A 15,599-nucleotide genomic window follows, 5' to 3' on the forward strand; every position below is an offset into this window, starting at 1 on the left:
GCTTCCGCGTGCTCTACCGAAGAATATGCGGAACTGCCAAGCCTAAGTTAATCCTCAGGGGCTTCTACGGATTCTGTATCCGTATTTGTGACAGGTCTGACGTTTTATCCGCGTCGGGGGTTCTGTAAATTCTACCGAATCTACAGCCAGCCTGCCGGATTCACGGGCTTTCCGTTCACCCGAACCTCGAAATGGAGGTGGGGACCGGTGGCAAGTCCGGTTGAGCCTACTGCCGCGATCTTCTCTCCGCGAGAGACCTTCTGGCCAGCTTTCACATACACCTTCGAGCAGTGTCCATAGAGGGTCGAGATGTTGCCGCCGTGGTCGATGACGACCATGTTTCCGTAGCCGTTTGAGTATTGAGAGGTGATGACAACGCCGTCGGCGGCGGCTTTGATGGGGGTGCCACTCTTTGCGCCGTAGTCGATCCCGGCATGAAGACGATTACGCTTTAGGATGGGGTGATGCCTCATCCCATAGCCGCTCGTCACACGTCCGGCGACGGGGCTGGAGAACTTGCCTTTGAACGGTTGAAGGTTATTGGTGCGTCCTGAGGAGTTGTTGTAAGCGTTGATCTGAGCGGTGATTGAAGCGGCTTCGGCATCAAGCTGCCGAACCAGCTTTTCGAGGTCTTGCTGCTTGTCGCGCAGCTCCCCAAGCACGTACGCCTTGTCGTTCCTCGCCGACTTAAGATCGACCTGTTGGCTCTCTTGTCGACTCTTGAGATCGCGGACTTCGACGACCAACTGGTCTTGGCGCTGCTTCTTCTTGGTGATGCTGGCCTGAAGGTCTTTGTAGTCTTCAAACAGTCGGCGGTCGGCGGCGGCGATGCGTTTGATCGTGTAGCTGCGCGAGGCAAAGTCGCCGAAGTTTTTAGCTTTGGCGAGTACGGATACGGCGGCGGCATCGCCGTGCATATACATCCACTTCAGCCTTGACCGGAGCTTCTCTTTGGTGTTGCCCAGTTCGACGGTGGCTTGCTCAAGCTCCTTTTTCAGTCGTGCCTGCTCAGAAATCCCCTTGTTCAGAGAGTTGACGGTGTAGGAAAGGTCGTCCTCAAGCTTGCCCAGGCGATTATCGATCTGGTTGATGTCTCCACGAACCGCCCGGACGGCTTTGCGCGTTCGGTTGAGCTCACGGCTTGCTTCGGTGCGTTTGTTCTCCAGCCGGTTGAGATCGTTCTTGAGTTCGCCTTCGGATGCGCTGGGCGTACTTTTTGTTGGTGTAGGCTTTTGTTGGGCCGCGGCAATGGCGAGGAGAACGCCAACGAGGGCAAAAACGGTGAAGAGGAGGGTCAACCGTTTCATGCCGCACCTCTTTCAAGCTTCATCGGGCCCGCCACAGCCAAGGCAGAACAGATCAGCCCGTACAGTCCACCGCAGACCATGAGCACCGTTGCCATGGTTGCAAAGGGGAACGAAGCGGCTTCACCGAACTGGATTTCGGAGACCCTTGCGGCGATGAGATCATGGCAGGGCATGAGTATAAGGGTACCGATTAATCCTCCCACAAGTCCTTGGACCGCGCCCTCGATCAAGAAAGGAATCCGCACCATCAAGTAGGGCGCACCGACAAGCTGCATGATGCGGATCTCTCTCCGCCTTGCCACGATGGTGAGCCGGATCGCGTTAAAAATGAGGACTCCGGCAGTCAGGACCATCAACGCGACGAGGGTAAATCCGAGCCATTTGATGGCGGTTTGGATATTGGTTAGGAATCCTTGAACGTTTTCGTCGTAGGCGACATCTTGGAGCTCTTTCACCTTGTTCAATTCGGCTGCGACGGCTGGCCCTTGGGAGACATCGCTGAGGATGACCTTGTAGGAGTCGGGCAGGGGGTTCTCGATATCCTTGTAGGCCGTGCCAAGCTCCTTCTGCATCTTCTCCCAAGCGTGGTCTCGGGGCACCCAAGTAACCGACTTGACCCCTGGCATCTTGCGGAGCTTTTGGGCAGTGGCGGAGATGGCTTCCTTCTCGACGCCGTCTTGTAGGTACGCCCGAATCTCGAATGTGCCCCCGATGCGCTTGGCGTATTCGTCGATCTTGATATAGCCGTAGCCTAAACCGCCCACCAGAAAGAGCGATACCGCGACGGTCGAAACGGCAGCAAACGTCATCCAACCGTTTCGGCGCAGGGCCATGGCGGCTTCTCCGATCAGGAATGCGATTCTATCCAGCACTGCTTTCCTCCTCGGCTTCGGTTTGAGGAGCAGCTTCCACCGGAGGCTCGGGGTCGCCAACGACCACGGCTGTCGAATGCCCGTTAAACAGTTCGGATTGAGCGCCTTCTTCGGGGAGGCGAGCGGGTTCGCGCGGTGTCTTGGGGGTGGCCTCGGCAGGCTCGGCGGGCGGCACGACGGCCAAAAGTTGCTGCGAGGAGCCACGCGGGATGTCGTTTATCACTTTGCCGTGGTCCATCGTAACGATTCGCATGTCCATCTTCTCGACAACCATCATGTCGTGGGTTGCGACGATGACGGTGGTTCCGCGAAGATTGAGCTGTACCAACAACTCCATGATCTCCCAACTGTGGGCAGGATCGAGGTTACCTGTGGGCTCGTCGGCGATGAGAAGTTTGGGGTTATTGATCAAAGCTCGCCCGATGGCAACGCGCTGCTGCTCACCGCCGGAAAGCTCGTGGGGAAAGGCGTCGGCCCGGTGGCCTATGTTCACCATCTCCAGAATATCCGGCACTCGGCGACGGACCTCACGCTTGGTGGCCCCGATTGCGCGCATTGCGTAAGCGACGTTCTCCCAAACGCGCTTGCGCGGAAGGAGGGCAAAGTCTTGGGGAACAATCCCCATTTGACGTCGGAGCGCGGGGATATCCCACTCGCTGACCTGCCGCAGATCGCGCCCATGGAAGAGGACTTGCCCCTTGGTTTCGCGAGTCTCGCGGGTGATGAGTTTGAGGATCGTGCTCTTCCCGGCGCCGGTTTTTCCCACCAGAAAGACAAACTCGCCGTCTTGAATCGTGATGTTGACGCCCCGAAGCCCAAACACGAGCTCCGAGAACTGCACTTCGACGTTCTTAAAGGCGATCGACATAGTCTGTGAACAGGTCCCTACCCCTAAATCCCATACGGTCTGGGATGCTTGATCGTACCTGGAAACTCACTTTTCGGCCCTTCGGCCCGATCTTGAAGGGGCCATAATAGTGGTTCAGCGTGGGACTGGCCTCCATGACACAGAACCGGTATCAGCGCACTCGTGAAGACCACAGCACCGAGATTGCGGAAGACTATTGCGAACTGATCGACAGCCTCATCCAAGAGACTGGCGAGGCCCGGGCTGTCGACCTTGCTGACCGGCTCGGGATCTCCCACGTCACCGTTTCGAAGTCGATTCAGCGGCTCAAGCGCGAAGGGCTGGTGGTTTCGGAACCGTACCGGAGCATCTTTTTGACCGACAAGGGGAAGGCCCTCGCCGATTCTTCACGCGAGCGGCATAAGTTGGTCTTGGCTTTTTTGACAGCGCTCGGCGTGCCGGCAGACGTTGCCGAAGCCGACACGGAAGGCATTGAGCACCACGTGAGCGCGGAGACATTGGCGGCGATGCGGGCCTTTATGAAGAGTCGCTAAAGGTGCGCCCAAACGACGATATCTTTAGACCCTCCGCCTTCGCCGGTTCTTCCCACCGCGCCGTCATCGACCCCATCTTTGCCGAAGCTATAGACCATGACGCGGTCGGGCCTTGCCGAATAGACGAGCTTGCCTTTTTCGTACGGGTCCAGATCCTTGATGCCCGCCTCCGCCAAGCTTGTCGGGAAGCGGCCTTTTTGCGCGCGGTACACAAAGACGTCGAGCAAGACATTGAGGCAGTGCCCAACGGCCTTTGTCCGGTCGAACGAATGGTCGGCGACGGGAAAGGTCGGGAGGAGGATGCTGCGAATCGCGGTTGTGGGATGTTTCCCGTTCGAGCGATCCAGGGCTAAGCTCTCAACCGCTGTTACGGTCGAAGCGAGTTGCCAAGGATTGCCCCCGGCAACAAAAGCTTGGTTGAGTCCCGTGAGGTATTCCGAGAGGAAAGCGTTCTTGACCGTGTCTTTGGCGATCCACTTTGGAATCTGCATGAACGGATTGGTGGGTCCAGCATCGCCGGAATAGAGGTAGGCGTAATCCTTCCAATCGTTCACCGCGCGGATGCTGGCGATACCAAGATAAGCCTCGCCGATGAGTGCTCGCGACCAATCCAGCGTCGCACGTTCGCTTGCCACGATATCGCGCAACGCCACCATCGCAGGAGCGGTCTTGACGAACTGCGGCAAGGCCTTCTGGACGGCAACATCCACAATCGCCATCGTGGTGAGCTGAGTGGTGACGGCGAGCGTGGTGGGGTCCTGCCCCAGCAGACCCGTGATCCGATAGCACGCCTTAAAGTCCTCCAAACTGCCGGAAATATCGCCGTCGAGCGCTCGAAGCTGAGCACGAACGCCGAGATACCGCACGAGCTGCTTGGTATCGCCAAGGTCGCCAAGGTCTACTTTGAAGCCCAAATCCCAATCGCGGCCAAAGTCGAGTTTGGGGCGGGAGGATGCTTGAACGGCTTCGTTCAGGGCGATGTCAAGCGTTGCGAACTGTTTGCGGAATTCGGGGTTGCTCTGCTCCCTTTTGTCGAGAACGATCTGAAACTCGGCGGGGGATTTGCGCACGTCCTTGGGCACGTCGTCGATGCTCTGGATGGCCTTGTGCAGGAGCAAGCCCGCATTCTCTTCAGGCTTGACAGGCCAGCGCTCTTTGAGCGCCGTCATGGTGAGGGGCACACCAAGCGACTCCGCCTTGGCAAGCTTTTCTTCAAGGGTGGACTGTCTGTCCAAATAGGGCTTTGCCTCTTTGTATCGGACGCCGAAATAGGCGCCCCCAAGGATGAATCCGCCCAAAACAATAAAGACCGCGATGCGCTTTCGCTGGTGCATAAAACCACCTAGCTGCTTCAGTAAGCAACGATTTCACATTAGCACGATTGGCTAAAGAAGACGACTTTGTTTTCTTTTATCACTGGCGTTTGATAACGGTGGGGAATTTCATCACGATGTCTGAGTTGCTGACGCTACTGCCGTTATCGTCGATTCGGTTTCGTCCAAGGCTGTAGATCATCGCCGTGCTGTCGTCTAACCGGTAAGAAAGAGGACCACTGCCGAATGGGTCGCCGAGGCTTATCCCCGCCTCGACGAGGTCTTTAGGAAGTCGGCCTGTGCGATGTTTGAATTTGGCGACTTCTATCGTGGCGAGAAGCACGTTCAGTCGAGCTTTGCATTGCATAACTGCATCGCCTAGGAGGTCATAGAATTCGCTATTCTCCTGGGCGAGACTGTAGGTTCTATCCGTTTGCTTTACCCCTACTGCGGTCGATTGTCTGTAAGCCGCGCCGAATTCGTTAAGGTTCTTTGTTTCCTTGAATCGCTTCACGCCCGAGTTGAATGCGCTTACGTGCCGTGCTTGGAGGGCACCTTGCAAAAGCGATTCAGACACGCTTGCTGGAGCCTCTCGGTCCTCCGGGCCAAAGACGCCTTCAACCGAGAGACTGCCCGGCATCTGGTCGATCTCGGCAGAACGTCGCGCAGTGGCTCGATATTGCATGTAGCTGACAAAAAACTCTCCCGCAAGCGTCCACTCCGGATCAACGGCGATTCGCCCCCATTCGACGGTTTCGCGTAGCCGTTCCAACATATCCGACTGGTTGAAGAACGTGGTCGCGAGTGCACATGCTGACTTATCCACGATTGTATAGGCATTGAGTTGTGTGAACATGCCCATCACGCCCAAATCATAGGCCAAAGCCCGTGTCAAGGAGTAGGCAACGCGAAGGCTTTCTATAGCTTCAGCGCTTCGGCCAAGAAGCGCAAGCGCCACCGCACGGTCAGAGCAAAACCTGACGGTATCGGTAACCATTGGGAGTTCGTAGTTGAAAGTTCCGGGCTTTTCCCAGTCTCGCTTCAGCCTCAACCAAGGCCTCTGCGTTGCTTGGGAGTAGGCAGCAAAGAGGGGTTCGAACTGTTTGATCTCCTTGACGACCGCTTGTTTGTCCAATTCGTTTCCATAGGTTAGGCGCGAGGGCCAGGAATCGTTGTAGATCGCAAAGTGTTGGTCGCGTAGCTCTCGGAACACTAACCGAGCTTTCATGAATTTATCCGCCGCGTTGTCAGTCTCTGCCAGCGGTTTCAGTTGATAAAGTTGCTCTTCGGTGAAGGGCAGTCCGAGGCTTGCAGCTTCCTTTTCGAGTGTGGCAAGTTCGTTTGCGGCAGCTTGGTAGGGTCCGACAGCGCGTTGCCGGACGCCGAAGTAGAACACGAAAGCGACCAGTGCGGCCCCGCCCACCATCAACCCCAACAGCTTCGGCGCTCTCTTCACAGCATTACTCTACGTCAAATTGTCGATCGAACCGATTCTCTCTCGTCGCCTATCGCTTTGGGATATATGGCGGATACGCCATTCGCAAATCGTCGGACGACTCGCCCAAAGGCGAACCGTCATCAATTCCGTTCTTGCCCAGGCTATAGACGACAGCCCGTGTGCCCTCAATCCGGTAAAACAGGGGCCCCGATCCATAAATGTCCGGAGTGAATACGCCAACTTCTTCGAGGTTCTTGGGGAGTCTGCCCGTGCGTTGTTTGAACTTTGCCACTTCGATGGATGCAACGAGAAGATCATGGAAACACTGTCCTTCATTAAGGACGTTGATTGTGTAGTTCCAATGCGGCGTGACGAGCGAAAGGAAGATGTAGCTTGGATCCTTGTTGGAAGTTGCCATAACCCGTTGCCGGTCTAGCTCGGCGCAGAAGGCAAGGTAACTCTTCGATTTGTCGTAAGCGGCTTTGGCCGAAAGATAACCTTCAAGGAAACGCGCTTCGAAGCCATCGCTTACCGCACGTTTTGAGGAAAGCGATGGAATCCCACGGTCAGCGCTGCCCAAACCGATGTCTTCAAATGCTTGATTCCAGCTCACGGTCGTTCTGGCGGTCTCATTTAGAAACATGTATCCGAAAACAAACTCGGTTTTGGCCGACCAGAATACGTCAATGGGCGGGTGTCCTGCGGCGACGATTTTGGAGAGTCGTTCTAACACCGATGGGTCCTTGCCCACTTTGTCGAGAATGAAGTTAACGCCGAAGTCTGAGATTCGCAGGCAGCGTTCACGAGTCATCAGCGCTGTGAGCGGCGCCTCGCCAGCAAGCTGATTGGAGATTCGGTAAGCCGCTTCAATATTTTGGATTGCATGCTCAATGTCGCCTTGTTGGGCATCCAAAAAGGCGCTAGCGGTGAGGAGTGAGACAGCGGACTTGATTTTGGAATACTCCGAAACCGAAATCTTTGACGGCAGTTCCCAATCCCGTTCGAAACGCACCAACGGCTTTTGCGCAGCAATGTAAAGGGCGTTGATGCAAGGCTGAGTCTGCTTTGCTTCCGTTAGAACCTGCTTGCGATCCTCGACAGTGCCATGCTCAAAGGTTGCTGTCCAGTTTTTTGAATTCTCGACGATCCGAGGCTCGATCTTGTCCAGCAGCACTAGAGCATGGATCATCTCATTGGCTGCGTTGGCCTCATTAGGAACCGGGTTATCGGCGTGTTGCTGAGTTATGGTCGTTGGCAGTCCCGCCGCAACAGCTTCCTTGCGGAGTTTGGAGAGGTTATCGGCCGCTGCGTTGAAGGGACGGTTGATGTAAATGGTGAGCGCGAAAAAGACCAGGCATGCGAGCCCCGCCGAACCTACAGCAGTCAAAAGTAGCAACTTCAACGCTCTCTTCACAATGTGAAGGACGGTAACGCGATGGAAAGGGTTACGACGTGGGGAGAAGGATCGCTGCTAAAACTGACCCCGAGATGTGATCTCCAGTATTCGTGGGAAGCGTGCCGGGTAGGACATGACCATATCTACGGATTGCGTGGCTATACCGCTATCATCCTTGAGGTCAAAGCCGTAGCCGTAAACGATTGCGCGTCCATTTTCTCTTCGGTATTGCAACGGCTTGCCCGACATCGGGTCCATCAAGTTCGCTCCAGCATCCTCCAAGGACACGGGCAGGTGTCCGTGTTTGCGTTTATAGTCGACAATTTGGAGCAAAGCAAGAATCAGATTGCGACGAGTTTCGACCGCAAGGGCGCTGCTTTCGCCGTTTTTCATGTATGTGACGAAGTTCTCAAAGCGAAAAAAGGAGGCGTCATTGCGCGCGAGCCCTGCATTCCAATAGTTCAGCGACGCCGAGTAGAGGTCACTTGTCTGCCCGGTCTCTTGATGCTTGCGTACGCCTGTGAGAAATCCAGCGAGGAGGTGGGCTTGGCAGGCTCTTTGGGCAGTTTCCGGAGACACTGTAAGCGGCACTGGATCGTGCAGTGCAAAGTCGATCCCCTGAGCAGGATTCTCGAAAATGTGGCTTCGTCGGCTTGAAATGGAGGCCGAAATCTTCTTGAACTCAGGCCATGTCAGGACCAGGTCTGTCTTGAACCACCATGCGGCATCTCCCGGCTTGTACTCTTCGGCGAGAATGCGGTCGAGCTCCTTGCGATATTCCGGCTTGCTCGTTAGCTCGTCGAGCGAATTCATTACAGCTTCAAACACCTTCCCGTATGCATGAAAATGGAGTCGTCTCCCCGAGTCTCCCGGTTCGTCAATGGACTTTGCGGACAAACGCGAGGCAAGTTCGAGCAGCTTCAGGGCTCGTGGAATTCTTCCCAGCTTGGCCTCAGCAGCGGCGGCAGAGCAGACTATGGCGACGCCTTCGCTATAGATAGCGTTGTTCGCGCTGTAGTCAACATGAGTCAGTTGCGTAGCAAAGCACAGCTTCGGCTTTTCGACAAGCCTTTGAAGCTCCTTGATGATCGGCTCGACGCTCGCCATTTCGTGCTTAATGCGCTGGATTTCGCTCTCGTCTGCCTGAGTCAAACGGAATGACCAGAGTCTATGGGGCGGTTGGGCGGCCTTTTTGTAGGATAGACAGAGGGCCCTGAGCGTGTCTGAGTCCTTCCACAGATTGTCGCCGTCGGTGACGGGGCGTTGGGCAAACAGTTCTGCTTCGGTCGTGGGCAAGCCGATATCTTGTGCCTTTTGTGAGAGGGCGGGAAGTTTGGATGCGGCGTTTAGGAAAGGGATGGAGGAGCGGTATTGCACGCCCCCGGGCACCACCACAAGCACTGCGATGAGGCCACCAACTCCAAACACCCAGAACTTCTTCCTTTTGGTCACTTGATGGACAGGACGGATGATGCGTGCTCCGCGTTCAGCGCTGGGTTCGGAGTATCCTTTCCACCGTGTTCGTCACATTCGAGGGACCGGAAGGGGCCGGGAAATCCACCATCCTTGCGCTGGTGGCAGAAAAGCTCAGGGCACAAGGGCGACAAGTCGTCACCACCCGCGAACCGGGTGACGGTCCACTGGGGCCGCCGATCCGCCAGCTCATCCTCCACGGAGAAGCCATGGACGCTCGGACCGAGCTCTTCCTCTTCCTCGCCGACCGCGCCCAGCACACCGAGAGCCTTATTCGACCTGCACTCGAAGCCGGGAAGACCGTGCTGTGTGACCGTTACTCAGATTCAACCGTGGTTTATCAAGGGGTAGCGCGGGGACTCGACCGAGCCCTGTTGAGAGAGCTGAACGAGTTTGCCACTGGCGGGCTCAAGCCCGACCTGACGCTGCTGTTCGACCTCGATCCCGAGGTCGGACTTGCGCGGGTACAGGGCAAGGACCGCTTGGATGCGGAGCCGCTCGAGTTCCACAAAAAGGTCCGGCAGGGGTTTTTGGAGTTGGCAAGGGAAGAACCTGCGCGGTGGCGGATTGTGGATGCGTCCAAGTCGAAGGAAGAGGTTTTTGCGGATGTTTTTGGGGCGATGAGCTTTGAGTGAATAGCTAACAGTGGGAGGGGGAGGAGTGGTCACCCTCACCACTGTTCGCTTTGCTCACAGGTCCTCTCCCTCAAGGGAGAGGAGTTGGGCGAGTGGGTCTTTGCCGCTAGGAACGTGCAGCTAGGTGTTGGGAGTCAAAAAGCGGCGAGCACTTTTGCTCCCATGGTGTCGGGTTCTGTTCACAATCCTTGCCTCCTTACCCTTTACTGCCATAGCCCTCCCCTGCACCCCTGCCTCATCTTCGCAAGCTCACACAGAGGGAAAGTGACAAGGATCACAGCCCCAAATCCCAAATCCCAAATCCCAAATCCAAAATCCAAAATCTAAAATCTAAAACGAAAACGCCCCACCCGACTCCATTGTCGGGCAGGGCATCTTCTGGACACATTCGCGATTTAGGCCGCTACTGCTTCTTTGTTCTGCGCGGCAACAGTGGCGCGCAGTGCTTTCGGAACAATGTTGTTGGCTTCAAGCAGAACGGTAATCTGGTCACCCTTTTTGCCGATAGCCTGAATGAAGTCGTCGCCTCGGGACTCGGTGAGGTGAGGACTGTCGTCGATCTCGGTCTCGTCGAACGTGATGATGCCGACAACTTCATCGACGCGCATGGCGCATCGCCCAAGTTCGGTGAGGACAACGACGAAGTTTCTTGCGTTGTCGCTTTCGGACATTTCAAATCGGAGCCGTGCGTCAATCGTGGGGATGGTGCTCCCTCGAAGCTCAAAAATCCCGACGAACATCTTGGGTGTTTTTGGAAGCTTGGTGACCGGTTGGGTCGGCAAGATACGCTCGACGGCCTCGATGGGAATACCGTAGCGCTCAGTATCTAAACGAAAGATCACATATTTGTTTTCAGCCATGAATACCCTCTCATTCCTCTCTGCAGAAGGCCAAACGAAGCCTGCTTGAACCGCAGAGCCAAGGATGGTTTGTCCCTCGGGTACTGATTTCCACAGCGTGAAAGGGCGGAACCTCGCACATTTTCCAGACGTAATCCCTTCAAGCAAACTTACCGGCGGCCGAACGTCGGCATAATAGTCATCGGAGCCGCACCATGCTGATCGCCACTCTTCTTCTCGTAGCTGTCGACGACGCCAAGGCCGCGCTTGATAGGTTCGCCGCGCTTGTTCAGCGGAACCCAACAATGGCGGTGGATATTCAGGTCCAGCTTGAAAACTACGCGCCGGTCGGCAGAGGGCAGTTTTCGCTTTCGAAGCCCGACAAGCTCAACCTCAGAGTCGATTGGGGGCAGCATAGCTACGAATTTGGTGTGAACGGACCTCGAAGAATCGAGGTGGATCACTTCGAGAAGCAATATCAGGAGTATCGAGATTACGGCCCCTTGCTGCCTCGCGGGGAGATCAGCATGACGCCGACCTATGCGTTCCCCTCCGTTTTCATCACGGGAGATTTGCGGCATCTGGCCCCAACCGGGACGAAGTTCAAAGCAGGCCAAAAGGTGGTTCAGGGGAGTTCCGTCCTGACGCCACTATCGGCCCAGTTCTCAACTCAATCGGGCACGGCTCAAATCCTGGCCTACGTCGATCAGAACGGAAAGCTCACGTCTTTGAAGACCGATCTTGACGATGACGACGGACATAAGGTTTGGACCATCAGCTTCTCAAACTATCGGCTGGGCAACGCTAGCTCCACCTTCAACGTCAACCCTCCGAAAGGGTATTCGCCAGACCGAGTTCAGACCCCCGAGTACGCGCTCGAAATGGGATCCCCCTTCCCCGCGAAGGACTGGCGCAATGTGGCAAACGGCGCCGCGTTGAGCAGTATGAAAGGCAAGCCCTTTCTTGCCGTATTCGTCCGCCCGAATTGTGAGCCTTCCAAGGCGGCAATGAAGGAGTTGGCAACCATCAGCGCGAGCATTGCCAAGAGCGGAGTACAGACGGTTTTGATGGTGCAGGGCACGAAAGCAAACGCGCAAGAGTACGTTGCAAAGTTTCCCAAGTTTTATGCGGCGACGCCAGCGGCTCAACAGGAGCTACGCCTTCCGGGTAGCCCAACCTTTTTCCTCATCGATAAGCAGGGCCTGCTCAATCGTTTGTGGTACGGGTTTGACCGCGATCAGCCTAGCCAATATACAAACGACATCATCGCCTCTGCCAAAGCGCTCAAATAGACCGGCATAATAGGGTTATGAGCGCCACGCAAGAGTTGACCCCTCCCGCCGTGCGGTGGGACCTGACCGCCTTCTTTGATTCACCCGACGATCCCGAAATCGAAGAATCTTGGCTGGAAGCGCACCGCCGGGCCGATGCCTTTGCCGAGCAGTATCGCGGCAAGATCAACTCGCCCACCCTGGATGCTGAGACCCTGCTATCCGCAATCACCAATCTTGAAACGCTCAGCCAGGACGCAGTAAAGCCGATTCTTTACGCGAACCTCTTGTTTGCCGCCGACACCAGCGACCCAGAGCTTGGCGCTTTCCTGCAAGATCAGACCGAAAGAGCTTCGGAGCTCAACGTCAAGCTGATGTTCTTTGAGTTGGAGCTTCAAGCGGCCCCTCAAGAAGCGCTTGATCGACTGGTGGATGATTCGCGTTTGGCTGGCTATCGGCATTATCTTCAAGTGGTCCGCTCGCTTAGCCCCTACCGCCTCAGCGAGCCCGAAGAGATCATTCTTGAGGAGACGGCAAATTCGGGTTGTCGGGCTTGGGTTCGGCTGCACGAAGAGCTCAACTCGAATCACGTCTTTCGATATACCGACCCCAACACGAATAAGACCGAGGAGCTGACGCAATCGGAAGTAGTGGACCTTCTGCGCGATGCGGACCGAGCAGTCCGTCAGGCTGCTGCGGATTCCCTTTCTGAGGGGCTGAGAGAGTTAGAGAAGACGGTCACCTTTATCTATAACACGCTGCTGCTGGATCACCGAATCGGCGATAAGCTGCGCAAGCACCCTTATCCCGAGCACACCCGCCACCTTTCCAACGAGCTTGAGAAATCGACTGTGGACCTGGTTGTGCGGCTATGCGCCGAGCACACGAACTTGGTTGAGCGATTCTATGAGGTCAAGCGAGAGATTCTCGGCCTGCCCGAACTCACCCATATCGATCGCTATGCCCCGCTATTCGAGGCGTCTGGACAAGTCGCTTGGGACGACGCGCGGTCGATGGTGGTGAAGGCGTTTTCGGGGTTCCATCCCGAGCTCGGGCGTAAAGCGGACGAGTTCTTTGTAAGGGGTTGGATTGACGCCGAGCCCCGCAAGGGTAAAAGCGGCGGCGCGTTCTGCAGCTTCAACACACCCGATACTCACCCGGTCATGCTCATGACCTATCTGAACAAGGCGAACGACGTGATGACGCTTGCCCATGAGCTTGGACACGGAGCTCATGCCTCTCTTTCGAGCGGGCAAACCTACTTTAACTCGCACGGCACGCTGCCGATGGCTGAGCTAGCTTCGATCTTTGGCGAGATGCTGGTCTTCGAAGACATCGTAAGGACCGCCTCCGAAAAGGACAAACTCGCGCTTTATGGCGAGAAGATCGAGGGCATTTTCGCCTCGGCGTTCCGGCAAGCGGCGATGTTTGGCTTCGAGCAACGATGCCACAACGAGCGACGAGACAAGGGCGAACTGACGTCCGAACGGTTCGGTGAGATTTGGCAAGAGCAGCTTCAAGGGATGTTTGGCAAATCCGTAAAGCTGGGCGAGCAGCATAAGCGTTGGTGGATTTATGTTTCTCACTTCTTCCACGCCCCGTTTTATGTTTATGCCTATTCGTTTGGCGAGCTATTGACCCTGTCGCTGTATGAGATGTCCAAGCGCGAAGGACCTGAGTTTGCCGAGAAGTACATGAGCGTGCTGAGGCTTGGAGGATCGAAGACTCCCCAAGAGCTGATGGCGATTGTGGGGGTTGATCTGAACTCCGAGGCGTTCTGGCAGGGTGGCTTTGCCGCCATCGAGAAGCTTGTTGGCGAGTACGAAGCGTTGTGGAGCGCTCGTCGGGGAGCCTAAGATGAAGAGATTCTTGTTTGCCTATGCCGTGTTTCTTGTCTGTGGTCTGGCGGGAGCCCAGGCTAAGCTCAACGTCCTGCAAGGCACCAAGACTATCGGGACGGCGAACGTTACGCAACGGCTCAATGCCGATGGAACCAAGCTTGTACAGCTTTCGCTGGAGTTGGTGAATGGGCAGACCAAGGTGAAAATCCGGCAGGAGAGCACCTACACCGCCAAGGGCGAGCCGATCCGTTCGTTCCAAGAAGTCACCGGAGAGAACCCCCGCGTGAGCCGTCGGGTCGTGGTTACCTTCGATGAAGAGGGCGCGAACGTCGTGATCGACGAAGGCGGAAAGCGAGAGACCAAACAACTGACGCTTGCGAAAGCCGCACCACGCGGGCAACTTGCCGAGTTTTGGTTCTTGCGAGATAAGCCAAAGGCAGGGACAACGGTAGAAGCTTATCGTTTCAATATGGACAAGCTGGAGTGGCAGATCGCGCGAACAACCTATGTCGGCCCGAAGACGCTCACGATCAACGGCAAGCAGGTGAAATGCCACGAACTGAAGTCAACGGACGGAGTGTCGTGGGTTGATGAGAAGGGCTTGCCCGTACGTGCGGATTATTCGGGCGTGAGGTTTGAAGCGGCGGGTTCCTGAGCGGTCCGAGCCTGCTCAATCATCTCTTCTAAGGATTTGAGCCCTTTCTGATAGGAAGGCGTGTCAGCCATCCTTTTCTCAGACAGCAGCTCCGACTTGGCTGTCTCGGCGAGTTCAATGGCTCGAACTGGATCGCCTGACTTTAATGCGATCAACGCCTCAGACCGCGTCACCCAGCCGCGGACGCTCGTGAGAGGATCGGGGAGATCGGTCATCAAAGACTTCGCGTTTTCAAGTTCGTCGAACCTGGAAAGAACCAAGTAGGCAAGGTCGGTGCGAATCCCGGCCTCCAAGATAGGAAGGCGATCCTTCATCCCTTCCGCGATTGCCAAGGCTCGCTCGCGTTGTTCTCGTGCAAGTTCAAAATCCTCTTGTGCATCAGCCAAAAAGGACGCCAGATACAAGCCCTGAGAATGCATTCGCGTATCGTCTTCTGGCACAAGCAGCAAAGGCGCAAGATGGGCTGGCCAGTCTTTGGCAAGCATCCCTTTCATAACACAACCCATGATGATCACGATTGCGACTGTTCGACGGGCTTCATCTCCTCCTTTGGACAGACTGAGGAGGTGCGCTCCATCTGTCAAGAAGCCTCTGGATTGGTAAGGGATTAAACTCACCAGCCCCAACAACAGACCGCTAATCCAGAACCAATGCAGAACGAGAAATACGGGAAATGCCCAAGTCTGATAGCCAAAAGACGCGTTGAGATAGAGCCACAGGCCAAAAGACACCAAAGCAAGAACAAGATTGGCAATCGGCCCGCCCCAAATCATCGCCCGGAAACGCTCAAGGACTCTCACTTCGTCGTCGGGATAGGCAAAGACATACCCTCCAAGACGTCGTTGATCATCGGCAGTGCGCTCCTTCCAGCCTCCTGTCTGCAGTGTCCACTCAAAGGGTCCAAATGCAAAGACTGCCACCGTAAACCCCTGCCGTCTTGCCGCCCAAAAGTGACCATATTCATGGATAAAGATCGGAAAATACACGAGCGCAAGAGCGATAGGAAGGATTGGCAGAATGATGAGGAACGCCAGCAGGCTGAAAAGTACCTTGCCAGAGACCAACAGCAGCATGAGCGCGAAGAACCCGGCGAATGCCGCGTCGATCCAGAGCAAAGTTCTGAGAGTTGAAGATTTCTTCGGCTTCATCGGCAATGCA

14 protein-coding genes are annotated in these 15,599 nt (G+C 55.8%); 5 read left to right on the forward strand and 9 right to left on the reverse strand.

Annotated elements, in window-relative coordinates; genetic code table 11:
- Positions 1–140: 140 nt before the first annotated feature.
- From KF784_03595 to KF784_03605, 3 genes are read right to left on the reverse strand one after another with little or no spacing between them, the layout of a single operon-like run.
- Positions 141–1,307 (reverse strand): peptidoglycan DD-metalloendopeptidase family protein, encoded by a 1,167-nt coding sequence (locus KF784_03595; protein MBX3118123.1) that lies wholly within the window; start codon positions 1,305–1,307, stop codon positions 141–143.
- Positions 1,304–2,179 (reverse strand): permease-like cell division protein FtsX, encoded by an 876-nt coding sequence (locus KF784_03600; GenBank protein MBX3118124.1) that lies wholly within the window; start codon positions 2,177–2,179, stop codon positions 1,304–1,306. The genes KF784_03595 and KF784_03600 overlap by 4 nt, the downstream gene beginning before the upstream one ends.
- On the reverse strand, positions 2,169–3,047 hold the full coding sequence (locus KF784_03605) for an ATP-binding cassette domain-containing protein (protein MBX3118125.1): 879 nt from the start codon (positions 3,045–3,047) through the stop codon (positions 2,169–2,171). Before KF784_03605 ends, KF784_03600 begins: the two co-directional genes overlap by 11 nt.
- A 134-nt stretch (positions 3,048–3,181) precedes the next feature.
- On the opposite strand from KF784_03605, the gene mntR reads away from it, so the two are divergent.
- Positions 3,182–3,580, forward strand: a complete 399-nt coding sequence (mntR, locus tag KF784_03610) for a manganese-binding transcriptional regulator MntR (GenBank protein MBX3118126.1) — start codon at positions 3,182–3,184, stop codon at positions 3,578–3,580.
- Here the strand turns inward: mntR and KF784_03615 are convergent.
- From KF784_03615 to KF784_03630, 4 genes are all read right to left on the reverse strand, one after another.
- The gene (locus KF784_03615; protein ID MBX3118127.1) at positions 3,577–4,914 is read right to left on the reverse strand and encodes a hypothetical protein; all 1,338 of its coding nucleotides are present in this window, start codon (positions 4,912–4,914) and stop codon (positions 3,577–3,579) included. The genes mntR and KF784_03615 overlap by 4 nt on opposite strands.
- Before the next feature lie 79 nt (positions 4,915–4,993).
- Complete coding sequence (locus tag KF784_03620) at positions 4,994–6,349, reverse strand: hypothetical protein (protein MBX3118128.1); 1,356 nt, start codon at positions 6,347–6,349, stop codon at positions 4,994–4,996.
- A gap of 49 nt (positions 6,350–6,398) precedes the next feature.
- Complete coding sequence (locus KF784_03625) at positions 6,399–7,733, reverse strand: hypothetical protein (protein MBX3118129.1); 1,335 nt, start codon at positions 7,731–7,733, stop codon at positions 6,399–6,401.
- Positions 7,734–7,802: 69 nt separating this feature from the next.
- Positions 7,803–9,179, reverse strand: a complete 1,377-nt coding sequence (locus tag KF784_03630; protein MBX3118130.1) for a hypothetical protein — start codon at positions 9,177–9,179, stop codon at positions 7,803–7,805.
- Positions 9,180–9,244: 65 nt separating this feature from the next.
- Here KF784_03630 and KF784_03635 point away from each other — a divergent pair, with 65 nt between their 5' ends.
- Complete coding sequence (locus tag KF784_03635; protein MBX3118131.1) at positions 9,245–9,835, forward strand: dTMP kinase; 591 nt, start codon at positions 9,245–9,247, stop codon at positions 9,833–9,835.
- A 395-nt stretch (positions 9,836–10,230) separates the two neighbouring features.
- Here KF784_03635 and KF784_03640 read toward each other — a convergent pair whose 3' ends face one another.
- The gene (locus tag KF784_03640; protein MBX3118132.1) at positions 10,231–10,695 is read right to left on the reverse strand and encodes a purine-binding chemotaxis protein CheW; all 465 of its coding nucleotides are present in this window, start codon (positions 10,693–10,695) and stop codon (positions 10,231–10,233) included.
- Between the two features lie 194 nt (positions 10,696–10,889).
- Here KF784_03640 and KF784_03645 point away from each other — a divergent pair, with 194 nt between their 5' ends.
- Genes KF784_03645 through KF784_03655 form a run of 3 tightly spaced genes read left to right on the forward strand, consistent with a single transcriptional unit; the run spans position 10,890 to position 14,441 of the window.
- Positions 10,890–11,966 (forward strand): hypothetical protein, encoded by a 1,077-nt coding sequence (locus KF784_03645; protein MBX3118133.1) that lies wholly within the window; start codon positions 10,890–10,892, stop codon positions 11,964–11,966.
- Between the two features lie 17 nt (positions 11,967–11,983).
- Positions 11,984–13,801, forward strand: a complete 1,818-nt coding sequence (locus tag KF784_03650; protein ID MBX3118134.1) for a M3 family oligoendopeptidase — start codon at positions 11,984–11,986, stop codon at positions 13,799–13,801.
- 1 nt (position 13,802) lies between these two features.
- On the forward strand, positions 13,803–14,441 hold the full coding sequence (locus KF784_03655; GenBank protein ID MBX3118135.1) for a hypothetical protein: 639 nt from the start codon (positions 13,803–13,805) through the stop codon (positions 14,439–14,441).
- Here the strand turns inward: KF784_03655 and KF784_03660 are convergent.
- Complete coding sequence (locus KF784_03660; GenBank protein MBX3118136.1) at positions 14,405–15,589, reverse strand: M50 family metallopeptidase; 1,185 nt, start codon at positions 15,587–15,589, stop codon at positions 14,405–14,407. The two genes, KF784_03655 and KF784_03660, sit on opposite strands and share 37 nt — an antisense overlap.
- Positions 15,590–15,599: the final 10 nt, after the last annotated feature.

The sequence above is a fragment of the Fimbriimonadaceae bacterium genome, from assembly GCA_019638775.1.
GTDB lineage: Bacteria > Armatimonadota > Fimbriimonadia > Fimbriimonadales > Fimbriimonadaceae > JAHBTD01.